Raw genomic sequence first — 11,784 nt, forward strand, 5'->3', positions numbered from 1 at the left:
AACTATAACTGAATTATTTGCGCAATCCTTTAATCCATACGCCTTGCAACTTTAAGTCTCTATCCAGTAACAGGATGTCTGCTTGTTTACCTGCTTCAAGCGAACCTGTCCGATCAGCAATGTGCAAGGATCGAGCCGGATTCAGGCTGGCCATTTGTGATGCTGCGGGAATACCCATACCCACGTGTTGAACCAAATAGCGGAAGCCTTCAATCATCGTTAGTGTGCTTCCGGCCAATGTGACGCCATCCTCCAGTCGTGCTACATCGCCCTGCACAATCACTGGCAAATCGCCGAGTGTGTATTTCCCGTCTTCGAGACCAGTAGCAGACATGGCATCGGTGATGAGAATGAGATTATGATCCTGCTTTAACCTAGCGAGCAGGGAAATGGCGGCGGGATGCACATGAATGCCGTCCGCGATGATTTCTGCTTCAATGCGCGGATCAGCGAGTACGGCTCCGGCGGCTCCCGGCTTGCGATGATGCAACGGAGTCATAGCATTAAACGCATGCACCGCATGGTTCAGCCCTGCCGTCGCTGCCTGTTCAACCTCTTCATACGTAGCATCCGTATGACCGAGAGCTGCGGTAATGCCATGGCTGCGCAGCCATGCAATCAGTTCCAGCGCTCCTTCCCGTTCGGGCGCAAGCGTGAGCTGGCGAACAAGGCCCGGGTAGCGCTGCTCCCATTCTGCTACCCATGAGAGATTCGGTGGCACGATATGTTCCGGGTTTTGCGCTCCCGGCCACTTCGGACTGATGAACGGTCCTTCCAAATGTACGCCCTCCAACTGAGCATAGGGCATAGGTAGTGCCATGTATGCGTGAACTTCACTCAATACCCGATCAATCTGTTCCTTGGGCGCGGTCATCGTGGTAGCCAACATAGCTGTCGTACCTTGTGAACCGTGAAAGGAGGTGATCGTATCCAGCACCCTCGGATCGGAGTCCATAAAGTCCTCACCGTTCCCGCCGTGAACATGAATATCAATAAAGCCTGGCAGCAGATAGCCTCCTTCCAAACGCACAATTTTGGCGGTTTTCGCTGCGCTTTCTTCCTGATTTGCGAAGACTAACGCTGTCCAATCGGCGGGCAAATTCGCTTCTGAACCAGCGTATACAATGGATTGCCCCTCAATGACGACAACCCCTTTTTCAATGATGTCATTCCCAACGACAACTTGCCCATACAGTAGCTGGGGTACGGTACCACTCATTTCATCTGACTTCAATTGAACCATTCTCCTGCCTCCTGATCTAATAAAATAAGTACGTTGGGATGGCATTGCAGCAGGGAAGCCGGACACGCTGTCGTGACGGGTCCAGTTAAAGCCTGCTTTATAATGTCAGCCTTATCCGCACCAAAAGCCACCAGTATAATTTGCTTCGCCTTAAGAATCGTGCCTACTCCCATCGTAACTGCTTGCCTGGGTACAGCATCTATTTCGCCAAAAAATCGAGCATTCGCCGAACGCGTACTTTCTTTTAAATCTACAACATGTGTAGCTCCAGCCAAGCTGTGACCAGGTTCGTTAAAGCCGATATGTCCATTATGACCAATGCCAAGCAATTGCAGATCCACGGGGCCATGATCCAGAATAGCCTGCTCGTGCGCTGCACATTCTGCTGCCAGATCCAGTGCATTCCCGTCAGGGACACGTGTGTGGGGTATCGGAATATCGATATGTTGGAACAAGTGCTCATTCATAAAGCTTCGATAGCTCTGCGGATGTTCTGGGGGAAGACCAACATACTCATCAAGATTCACGGAATAGGCGCGTGCAAAACTGACCTGTCCCTTGCGGTACATATCTGCAAGATGTCGGTAAATGCCAATCGGCGTACTACCGGTGGCCAGGCCAAGCATGGCCTGTGGTTTGGATTGCAGCAAGCTAGCGATCACAGCGGCGGCAGTAGCGTTCAGGTCTTCACGGCTGTTCAAAATGCGTATGTTCATCTTAGTGACCTCCCGGTTGTTTTTTGAGCTTGCTCACTTGTTGATATGAACCTTCCAATCTCGGAATATATTTGTCAAAATCCGCGCTCACCATACCTGTAAACAGAATATCTATGATATGAAGCTGGGCGATGCGGGAGGCCATATCCCCACGTCGCATTCCTTCCTCCAATGAGGAGGAAAATAGCGCAATATCCGAAAGGCCTGCCAGCGTGTTGTTTCCGAAGGAGGTCAGGGATAGTGTCTTGGCCCCTTGTTCCTTGGCGCAGCGTAGAGCCGCAATGGTCTCCTGGGTTTCTCCTGAATAAGAGACGGCAAAGGCTACATCTCCCGCTCCGAGCGAGGAGGCAGAGGTAATCTGCATATGGGAATCTGCAAAGGCAGTGCTGTTCTTGCCAATACGGATGAGCTTCTGGTAAAAATCCTGCGCCACAATCGACGATGTCGCCATCCCATAGAGATCAATGCGGCTCGTGGCTGACAGCCATGCAATAGCCTGCTCCAGCTTGTCGTAATCCAGCAGTCGGGTCGTGTCCGCAATGGATGCGGTGTGGTTCGCCTGAATAGCTTGCACGATTCGGGAAAGTGAATTTCCGGCGACAATATCCTGATAGGATTCTTCACCATTACGGTTGGAATGGGACAACTCGGCGGCCAGCTTCATTTTGAAATCGGGATAGCCTTTAAAATGTAGTGATTTGCAAAACCGCGTAACGGTCGCCGCACTTACACCACAACGCTCTGACAGCTCCCGAATACCCAGATGTAACACATCTTCCGGGGATTGCAGGATGGATTCCGTCAGCTTGCGCTCCTGTACGGGAAGCAGCTCCAGTCTTTGGGCTAATGTATGAAGAATGGGGGACATGAGCTATGCTCCTTTGGCTGTAGAGTATTTGCGTGAAAATAAATATCGTTTATAAGAATGATATTAAGAAAAACATTTTCACGTGTATTGTAAAGTAATTCTGTCGCTCATGCAAGAGATGTGAGAAGAATTTTTATTAAATTTTGCGAAAAAATAGCCAGCGAAAATTGTAGAAGTTATCATACATTAATTTACATATTGCGAGTTTTACTTACAAAACAACCTATTGACTTGTCTCTTCATTGGAGGAGTATAATTGAATAAAGTTCCAGTGAAGGAATTTTTCTAGGAGCTTTCTTTGCAGAGGGCATCGTTGGGTGGAACGAACAGAATCTCATTCACAAGGAGGAGTTTGCTATGCAAAGCCAAGTGATTGAAATGATCAGCGCAGTCAAGGAAGATCCTGAACTGGTCGCAAAGCTGGATGGACATTCGGACATTATTCATGATGCGGGACTGGATTCGTTGCAGTTGGTTCATTTCATGCTGCAAGTGGAGGATGCATTTGATGTGGAGATTGATTTTGATTCCTTTGAACTGGAGCATTTGAGCTCGGTAGATGCGTTTTGCAGCTACATTCAGGGGATCAGCGATGCGGAACAAGCGCCGCATCTGGAGGGAATGGAGACGGTCTGACGTACAGCTAGGTACATGTGCCTGAAAATCCATTAAACGAGGTGTTAGCATGCAGCCCAAAAGCAATGTGCTGATTGATGAGAAAGCGTTCAAGCTCATCAAGCGTAACCTGAAAAACGCTTCTGTATCTTACCGTAACGCCACACAGGACCCTGCTTTCAAAACGGACATGCCCCAGACGATCGGCATTAAGCTGACTAACCGCTGCAACCTGAGATGTACGCACTGCTTTGAATGGAACGAGGAAGGCTACCATCACCAAATGGATAAAGAAGAACAAAACATGGATCTTGCTCCAGACATGCTCCGGCAAATTTTGAGCGAAACCAAGGAAGCCAAGTCCAGACTGTACATGTGGGGCGGCGAACCAATGTTTCATCGGCGTTTTGATGAAATTTTGGACGTGCTGGCGGAAGATCGGCGCGAAATGACCTTTTGTACAAATGGATTACTTATTGATAAATATTTGGACCGGATTTTGGATTTGTCCGAAAATCTGGAGTTATTAATAGCGATTGAAGGTTTTGAAAGAGAACACGACCTAATTCGCGGTAAAGGCACCTTTCAAAAAACAATGCGGCAGATGGATAAGCTGATTGAACTGCGCGACCAGGGATTGTACAAGGGACGGGTAACTGTCCATGCGGTCATTAACGATAACATGATCGGACGGATGTACGAATTTCTGCAAATGCTGGAGGACAAAAGGCTGGATCTGGTGCTGCTGACGTTCCCCTGGTACATTTCCAAAGAGACCTCCCTCAAAATGGATGAATATTTTACACGTAATTTTTCTTGGCTCCGACAACTCGAAGAAAAAAATATTAGTAGCTGGCATGCTTTCAAATATAAAATCAACCCGGATAACATCGATCCTCTGATGCAGGAACTACAGCGGATCAATGAGCGAGTATGGAACATTCGCGTGCGCTATCAGCCCGGTTTGGATTATGAGGAAATTGATAAATTTATACATGGTGAGGAAATGGTCAGCCGTTGTTCCAATCATTGTTTGGCGCTCACCTCCAGAACAGATATTTTACCAGACGGGAAGGTCATGCCTTGCAAATTTTTCAGTGAGTTCACGATTGGAAGCATGCGTGAGCACAGTCTGAAGGAGATATGGAACTCGGAAGCGTATGAGAAAACCCGTCAAAAGATTAATCATGAAGGATTGACTCCGGTGTGCTCCAAATGCAGCGTATTGTATCTGCACGGGGCAGGCTCTCTGAAATACATTTAGCTTTCTATGAATGTTGTTTGTTACTGGATGGAAGAGAGAGGGATGATGATAAGTCGTGACGACTAAAACAATTAACCTTGTGGAAGCGCTTGCGCATGAACGGGACCATGGAGTCCTGATTTGGCTGTTTAATATCGGTGCAGAGCAAGTATGGCATCCATCCCCCCGCAAGGGGGGCATGGTAGACCGGGATGAACAGCAGGTCGTAAACCGGATGGAGGAAATGAACCTTCTGCTATGTCGAAGTCAGGATGTCATTGTACTTCGGGAATATCCGGATGAGGCGTTTCTGGACATGCTTCAACGGTTGGGCTTTAGCCTGCCGCGTATTGAGGTGCCAGAGCCTTCTGATCCGCTAACGCCGATTTCAGAGCTGGTGCTGGCGGATGAGGCGCTTTTGGCACGACTGCGTACGGTTGCAGATGCAGGCCACAGCAGCAGTGGAGCCAAAGCGTGGCTCGTCCCCTATGCGGTCACACCGCAGGAGGAAGCGATTGCGGAGCTTTGCGGGCTGGAGTTGATCGGCGCTCCATCCGCGGTCAGTGCTCAGGTGAATGATAAAATATTCAGCCGCCTGACCGCGCAAAAGCTTGGTTTTGCTGTCAGCGAAGGCGCTGTATGTACAGACGAATCGGCGATCCGCAGGGAGTGTGCCAGACTGGCTGACTTATCGGATGGACCTGTGAAGCTGATTATCAAGCAGCCGCACGGTGCCTCGGGACAAGGCATGTATATGCTGGACGAGCTGTCCAAGCTGGACACGCTGCTGAGTGTGATGAGGCGTTTTGGCGGCTCGTCGCCATCATCCGGCGGCTGGCTGGTGGAGCGCTGGCACAATAAGCAGATGGATCTGAACTACCAGCTCTGTATTGACGAGGGCGGTGGTGTGACGATGTTTTCGCTAAAAAGGCAAAACGTGGATGGCACCGTGTATATCGGATCTCAAGTGCCGGCTGAGATTGGCGATGCGCTGGAGGAAGAAGTGAGACGCTGCGCCTATCAGCTGGGTACGTATCTCTATTCCATTGGATACACAGGAATGGCCTCTATTGACGGTTTTGTTGACGAAGAAGGTTTGCTGGTTCCAGTCATTGAGATTAACGGTAGGTTTACGTTGTCTACCTATATTTCGTTTTTGTCATCCGTCCTGGGAGAGCAGCACAAAACATTATCCCGTTATTATCGCAACGTTACCGCCACACCTCTCACCTACAGCCGCTTGTGCGGGCTGCTCGCGGAGGAAGGCTTGCTCTATACGCCCGAACGTCCAGAAGGGGTGTTTGTGTATACAGCGGGTACATTGTCTGGTATCCCTGTGAAGCGGGGCTATGTGAACCGGATTTTCACACTTATTTTGGCAGACAGCTGGCAGGAAGCTGATGCGTATGCGCACAAATTGGAAGGTATCATTGCTGGATTAGGATGCTCATAAATGGGAGGGAATCAAGAATGAAAACAGATGTATACCATGTAGTACCCTTGCTGGAAAAGATTTTGAAGCTGGCTCCGGGCGAGCTGGAACAGTTGACTCCGGATCAAGATTTGCGAACCTTGGGGCTGAATTCCTTATCCGCTGTGGAATTAATTGTAGAGTTGGAAAATGAGCTTGATATTACGATGGAGGACGACGATCTAGTGCTGGAGCATCTATCTACACTGCAAGGCATTGAGCGTCTGCTGAGCAAATATGCATAAGGGCGCCGAAAAGACAAGGTTGATGCAGGGATCCGATATGGAGACTCGTCAAAATTCCGTTGTGGACTATGGTACAGAAGAAGTGGCAAACGCTCTTCCAGGGAAGCATTGTGTATATTCTTCCCTGCGTACCTCATTGCGGAGGTACGGGGTGACCATGGCCGAATCCGAGCTATTCATGCTGTGTGGGAGTATGTGCGCAGAGTATGGTGGAGATTTGAAGCGCTTCGGGCCTGAGAAATATCCGGAGCAGCTTCAAGAAATGGCAGCCAGTGGTGGACCTGTTATTCGGGTGGAACCGTGGGTCGCTGGTGTCAGTGATGAAACCGACTTGTTGCGGGTACTTACATCGGGCTACGGTACCATGCTGCATACGTCAAGCACCGCTTTAACCTATCACGATGTATATGTGAAAAATTACCCAAGGGGCCACGTGATTGAGTTGTGCGGGTTGGACTTGCAAGAACGGACAGCACAGGTGAATGATAGCTTCCTGCTCGATTCCTCGGGACATGCCATGACTTATGTGGGCTCAGCCCGGCTCGACGATCTGATGCAGGGCATTATTGAGTATGCATGGCTGGTGGAGCAGCCTGCCCCGCTTTCGCCAAGTGAGATGCATGCTGCGTGTGCTCATCATATACGACAGTATTTGACTGGACACGAAGCCATCTGGAGAGGCGTACCTACGTCTAATGAGTCGGTCAGTCAAACGGGGAAAGCTGTAACAGGCAAGCAGGTCAAGCGGGGAGATGAGGGGTACCGGGCATTTGTTGATGACTTCCGTCTGTTGGCAGACATGGAGGATCAGGATTTTCGGACGTACTGTCATGAAATCTATTACAATCTGCGATTGGGCAGTGCTCTTCATTTGACGGATTATACAGCTGATTATTGCCTGCTGCACCAAGCCACGCTGGGGCCACAAACACAGCATGTAATTGAATTGGCACAGGGGCTGTACGCGGATTGGCACAAGCTTAATCTGCATATTTACAAAACAGGGCTTCAACTGCGCAAGCATCGGATGCCTGAGATTACGGAACGAGCTTTGCATTTAATTGAAAGACAGCGGCATATGCTGGAGGAACTGATGATTTTAGCAGAGCAAGCAGCCGAGTAGTCCAAGCATTCGGTCGTATCAGACCGTTCATCCAGGTGTCCTGCACAGAGGAAAGAGGAGGGGGATTAATTGCCGTCCATTACATTAAACCAATTGTCGAAAACATTTACGTACTACAAAAAGGAGCCGGGCGTGCGCAAATCGTTGCAAAACTTGTTCAGGCGTGAGCAGCTGACCAAAGAGGCTGTGCAAAATGTCAGCTTTAGCATTGAGGAGGGGGAAATTGTCGGATTTCTCGGTCCAAACGGGGCAGGCAAAACAACGACGCTCAAAATGCTGTCTGGCATTCTCCATCCCACGGACGGGGAGGCATCGGTACTCGGCTTTACCCCGTGGAAACGACAAAAAGAGTTTAAACGTCAATTTTCCATTGTAATGGGACAGAAAAACCAGCTCTGGTGGGATTTGCCTGCAAGCGAGTCATTCGAGCTGAACAAGCTTATCTATGAAATCGATGAAAACCGTTATAAAGAGGCACTGGATGAACTGGTCACTCTGCTTGGGGTGGAGGAGCAGCTTCATGTGCAGGTTCGGCGGCTGTCTCTCGGCGAGCGTATGAAAATGGAACTGATCGCCGCGCTGCTGCATCGTCCACGGGTCATTTTACTGGATGAGCCGACCATCGGACTGGACCTTGTTTCTCAGCGGCGGATTCGAGAGTTTTTCAAAGCCTATAACCGCACCCACCGGACGACCATCCTGCTGACAAGCCATTATATGAAGGATATTGAGGATTTGTGCAATAGATCCATCATTATCAGCGGGGGCAGATTGGTCTATGACGGAGACTTACACAAGGTGAACGAGGTCATCGGTGCCCGTAAATTGCTCAAGGTTCGACTGGAGACCCTTGTATCCAACCTAACGTTGGCGAGCCTCGGCAAACTTCGCTCCAACTCGGAGCTGGAGGCGGTATTTGAGCTGGATGCAGAAGATACCTTGGCTTGGTCCAAAAAGATTTTGGACGCACTGCCTGTCGTTGATTTTACGATTGAGGACGTCCCGCTGGAAGAGGGGATAGCCAATTTGTACGATGGGGGCAGGCTGGCCGATGCGAAATAACAAATATGTGAAGGTACTCCAGCTTGGCATGCAAAACGAAATGGAGTATCGGGCTAATTATTGGCTCCAAATGGCGGGATTTATGCTGCCGATCATGACGCAAATTTTTCTCTGGCTAGCTGTATTTGGTTCTTCGGGACAAGCAAGAGTGCTGGGTTATTCTCTGCCTGAAATGCTAGTGTATGTGGTCATGGCGGGAGTCACTGGAAAACTGATTGCTACGGGCTTTGAATACGAAATTGCTACAGATATCAAAGAAGGTGGACTGGCAAAATTCATGGTACAGCCTGTGCATTATTTCGCTTACCGTTTTTGCCGGTTTATCGGAGGCAAAGTCATACAGTCCGCGGTCGTGCTGCTGGCGGCTGCTATTTTGCTGTTATGTCTTAGCCTGGAAGGACAAATCAGCTTCGGGCTATCGTACATCTTGCTTTACATATTGGCGTTGCCGGGAGCGCTTGTGCTTAATTTTGTGGTCTATTATGCGCTGAGCGGCATAGCCTTTTGGGTGACGGAATCGGCGGGACTATTTTATACGCTGTCGCTTGTCATTTACGTAGCTAGCGGTACCGTGTTTCCGCTGACGATTTTTGGAGATGTTTTGGCCCGTCTGTTCAGTCTGCTACCGTTCAGCTACACCGTATTTTTTCCGGTGAATGCGTTAACGGGCAAGCTGACTGTGCTGGAAGCCGCTAAAGGCATTGGCGTACAATGGCTCTGGATTGTAGCGCTGGCGGCCCTATCACGCTGGGTGTGGCAAGCCGGGGTCAAACGCTTTGTCTCGGTGGGGGGGTAACATGAAAAATGTTTTCCGAAACGTTAGGCGCTACATCAGACTGTACTGGAAGTTTGTCCAGTTTTCCGTCATGTCGCAGATGGAATACCGCATTAATTTTATAACTGCATTTCTGGTTGAAACGGCTTATTTACTCATCAAGCTGCTGTATGCATCGGTTCCATACCGCGCCGGGACGGACATTAACGGCTGGTCTCCCGACGCCATATTGTTATATATCGGCGTGTTTACGATGATGAGCGGATTTTATAGTGGATTGTTCTATAGTAATTTTACAAGCCTGCCTGACAAAATTCGTACCGGCTCACTGGATGTGCTCATGACCAGACCCGTATCGTTGCAATTTATGGTGACACTGCGTCAATTTGAACTAGGCTATACCGTGCCGAATGTAATTGGCGGCGGAATTATGACAGGGATTGGCTGGTATCGACTCGGATTGCCGTTTAATTTTGAAACCGCGGGAGGGTTCTCTGTGCTGCTCGGATGCGGAGTGCTTACGGCATACTCCGTATTTTTGCTCCCCCAACTGCTGGCCTTCTGGATTATCCGCACGAACGGCGTTACGGAGCTGTCCAACAGCATTTTCGAGACAAACTATGTGCCGATGGCCGTGTACAGTAATCTGATTCAGCGTATCGGTTTGTTCGTGCTTCCGGTGTTTGTCATTTGTAATTTTCCGCCCATGTTCATTCTCGGCAAAATGGAACCCGGGTTGGTGGTATGGGCATTTCTCGCACCTCTCTGGCTGCTGGCGATCATCCGCCTGATATGGCAGTTTGCTCTACGTGATTATACGAGCGCGAGTCAGTAGCGCTACCGTGTAGTGGGCCAATAATGAAGCAGGAAAGGAAGCGAATCATATGAATGCGATACCGAATCAGCGTCATTTGTATATGGGAACATTCGAAGCGGAGGCTTACTGGCGGGATGCCCAGTTAGCTTCCCTGCCAGCCCTGCCTGACCGGGCTTCTTCAGCGATTGTAGCAGCCATGGATGAACTGCTGTTCAGCTTTTGCCAGCCGGGAGATGCGTTATTGACCCGTTATGCCATTTCGCCCGTACATCGTCAGTATATCGCGCAGTTGGGCTTTCATCCGGCTGTCAACGAACGGGATTTGACCGATGGCATGGAGCGTGCAGGCAATGTATCGACCGCTTCCGTATTTGAACTGCTGGGCAGTCGCAAGGCCGATGCCGGAGAGGGATTTCCTCAACTGGAAGGCTGTGTGCTTAGCCCGTTTGCGGGTTTACCGCATGTGGAGGAGGCTGCACGTGCTTGGGGAATAACACTACATCAGCCACCGCTGGAAACGATTCGCAAGGTAAATGCCAAAACGTATTCCTCTGATCTGAAACGCAGCCTTGGTCTGCGCAACCCGGGCTATATTGTGACTTCGTTTGCAGATGTCGCTGAGGCGGGGCGTAAGCTGCTGCGGGATGGAAGCTTTTTAATCAAGGATGATTTTGGCGTATCGGGCAAAGGAAACCTGCACATTACCTCGACACAAATGCTGGACCGGATCGTGTCGTATTTACGTGGACAGGAGCGCAAAGGCAAACAGGTGCTTTTCCTTTTGGAGCCTTTCCAGGAGAAAGAGCAGGATTTTTCATGCCAATTTACGATTGGTGATAATGGAAGTGTCGATATCATATCTGTACAATGGCTGGCTAACACACAATTCTCCTATCGGGAATCCTTGTCGCCGGACGGGGCTTTTTTGGAGCGACTGGAGCGCGAGGGCTATTTTAGCTTAATGCAGGACGTGGGGCGGCAATTGTATCAGGATGGTTATTACGGCGATGTTTGCATTGATTCCATGACACTTCGTGGTGGGAAGCTGGAGCCTATTATCGAAATTAATGCCAGAAAGTCGATGAGCTTGATCAAGCATCAGCTTGATACTTTTCTGGCCGGAAAAAATATGCGTGGCACGCTGACGAATTATTCACTGTCCCATGATGGCAGTCTATCCTATGAAGAACTGCTGGAGGGGCTGAAAGGTGAAGGATTGCTGTTCACAGGTGAACGTGAAGAAGGTGTCATGCCTCTGGGTGCCAATACGTTATATGTGAACACAGGTGGACGAGATGGCGAGAACAAGATTGTGGGCCATACAAGCACGCCAAGCAGAAATGCAACCGGGCGCGGAGGCAGATCGCCTGCCAAGCAGGTCCGTGTGAGTGGGATTGGGGCCAGCGATGGCGGATCAGAAGGGAACGGCATGGCTAAGCCGGACTTGAATGGTAAAAAAGAAACGGGTGGAAGCGAAAGGGCACGAGGCAAGGGGCGCCTTTATTTGGAACTGGTTGCCGCGAGCGATGATGAAAAAATGCGATTGACTACAAAGCTGGAGCGTTTTTTGGCAGAGCATCATTTTACAGTGCTGAATTAAACGGGA

General features: G+C 49.7%; 12 protein-coding genes. 9 read left to right on the plus strand and 3 right to left on the minus strand.

Annotation, left to right across the window (positions count from 1 at the left end; genetic code table 11):
• Positions 1 to 13 precede the first annotated feature (13 nt).
• The 3 genes from nagA to JOD82_RS17660 are packed head-to-tail and all read right to left on the minus strand — an operon-like array spanning position 14 to position 2,827.
• Positions 14 to 1,234 (minus strand): N-acetylglucosamine-6-phosphate deacetylase, encoded by a 1,221-nt coding sequence (gene nagA, locus JOD82_RS17650; protein ID WP_209949765.1) that lies wholly within the window; start codon positions 1,232 to 1,234, stop codon positions 14 to 16.
• A complete protein-coding gene (gene nagB, locus JOD82_RS17655; protein WP_029518324.1) occupies positions 1,231 to 1,959 on the minus strand; it encodes a glucosamine-6-phosphate deaminase in 729 nt (242 codons plus the stop codon). The genes nagA and nagB overlap by 4 nt, the downstream gene beginning before the upstream one ends.
• A 1-nt stretch (position 1,960) precedes the next feature.
• The gene (locus JOD82_RS17660; RefSeq protein ID WP_209949739.1) at positions 1,961 to 2,827 is read right to left on the minus strand and encodes a MurR/RpiR family transcriptional regulator; all 867 of its coding nucleotides are present in this window, start codon (positions 2,825 to 2,827) and stop codon (positions 1,961 to 1,963) included.
• 357 nt (positions 2,828 to 3,184) lie between these two features.
• Between JOD82_RS17660 and JOD82_RS17665 the strand changes: the two genes are divergently transcribed.
• The 9 genes from JOD82_RS17665 (at position 3,185) to JOD82_RS17705 (ending at position 11,778) form a co-directional block, all read left to right on the plus strand.
• A complete protein-coding gene (locus tag JOD82_RS17665; protein WP_013311713.1) occupies positions 3,185 to 3,463 on the plus strand; it encodes an acyl carrier protein in 279 nt (92 codons plus the stop codon).
• Between the two features lie 49 nt (positions 3,464 to 3,512).
• Positions 3,513 to 4,706, plus strand: coding sequence for a radical SAM/SPASM domain-containing protein (locus JOD82_RS17670; RefSeq protein ID WP_069011016.1), 1,194 nt, complete (start codon positions 3,513 to 3,515; stop codon positions 4,704 to 4,706).
• 55 nt (positions 4,707 to 4,761) lie between these two features.
• Complete coding sequence (locus JOD82_RS17675) at positions 4,762 to 6,138, plus strand: preATP grasp domain-containing protein (protein ID WP_029518327.1); 1,377 nt, start codon at positions 4,762 to 4,764, stop codon at positions 6,136 to 6,138.
• Between the two features lie 17 nt (positions 6,139 to 6,155).
• On the plus strand, positions 6,156 to 6,401 hold the full coding sequence (locus tag JOD82_RS17680; protein ID WP_029518328.1) for an acyl carrier protein: 246 nt from the start codon (positions 6,156 to 6,158) through the stop codon (positions 6,399 to 6,401).
• Positions 6,394 to 7,524, plus strand: a complete 1,131-nt coding sequence (locus JOD82_RS17685) for a hypothetical protein (protein ID WP_209949740.1) — start codon at positions 6,394 to 6,396, stop codon at positions 7,522 to 7,524. The genes JOD82_RS17680 and JOD82_RS17685 overlap by 8 nt, the downstream gene beginning before the upstream one ends.
• Before the next feature lie 69 nt (positions 7,525 to 7,593).
• A complete protein-coding gene (locus tag JOD82_RS17690; RefSeq protein ID WP_209949741.1) occupies positions 7,594 to 8,586 on the plus strand; it encodes an ABC transporter ATP-binding protein in 993 nt (330 codons plus the stop codon).
• Complete coding sequence (locus JOD82_RS17695) at positions 8,576 to 9,382, plus strand: ABC transporter permease (RefSeq protein WP_029518331.1); 807 nt, start codon at positions 8,576 to 8,578, stop codon at positions 9,380 to 9,382. Before JOD82_RS17690 ends, JOD82_RS17695 begins: the two co-directional genes overlap by 11 nt.
• Before the next feature lies 1 nt (position 9,383).
• Positions 9,384 to 10,196, plus strand: a complete 813-nt coding sequence (locus tag JOD82_RS17700) for an ABC transporter permease (protein ID WP_209949742.1) — start codon at positions 9,384 to 9,386, stop codon at positions 10,194 to 10,196.
• A 49-nt stretch (positions 10,197 to 10,245) separates the two neighbouring features.
• Positions 10,246 to 11,778 (plus strand): hypothetical protein, encoded by a 1,533-nt coding sequence (locus JOD82_RS17705; protein ID WP_209949743.1) that lies wholly within the window; start codon positions 10,246 to 10,248, stop codon positions 11,776 to 11,778.
• Positions 11,779 to 11,784 lie beyond the last annotated feature (6 nt).

Source organism: Paenibacillus sp. 1182 (genome assembly GCF_017833915.1).
In the GTDB taxonomy this organism is placed as follows: Bacteria; Bacillota; Bacilli; order Paenibacillales; family Paenibacillaceae; genus Paenibacillus; species Paenibacillus polymyxa_D.

Excerpts from the sequence above, each read along its gene's own strand:
- JOD82_RS17700 (WP_209949742.1), top strand. The coding sequence starts at position 9,384 with ATGAAAAATGTTTTCCGAAACGTTAGGCGCTACATCAGACTGTACTGG.
- JOD82_RS17680 (WP_029518328.1), top strand. The coding sequence starts at position 6,156 with ATGAAAACAGATGTATACCATGTAGTACCCTTGCTGGAAAAGATTTTG.
- JOD82_RS17685 (WP_209949740.1), top strand. The coding sequence starts at position 6,394 with ATGCATAAGGGCGCCGAAAAGACAAGGTTGATGCAGGGATCCGATATG.
- nagB (WP_029518324.1), bottom strand. The coding sequence starts at position 1,959 with ATGAACATACGCATTTTGAACAGCCGTGAAGACCTGAACGCTACTGCC.
- JOD82_RS17695 (WP_029518331.1), top strand. The coding sequence starts at position 8,576 with ATGCGAAATAACAAATATGTGAAGGTACTCCAGCTTGGCATGCAAAAC.
- JOD82_RS17660 (WP_209949739.1), bottom strand. The coding sequence starts at position 2,827 with ATGTCCCCCATTCTTCATACATTAGCCCAAAGACTGGAGCTGCTTCCC.
- JOD82_RS17670 (WP_069011016.1), top strand. The coding sequence starts at position 3,513 with ATGCAGCCCAAAAGCAATGTGCTGATTGATGAGAAAGCGTTCAAGCTC.
- JOD82_RS17665 (WP_013311713.1), top strand. The coding sequence starts at position 3,185 with ATGCAAAGCCAAGTGATTGAAATGATCAGCGCAGTCAAGGAAGATCCT.
- JOD82_RS17705 (WP_209949743.1), top strand. The coding sequence starts at position 10,246 with ATGAATGCGATACCGAATCAGCGTCATTTGTATATGGGAACATTCGAA.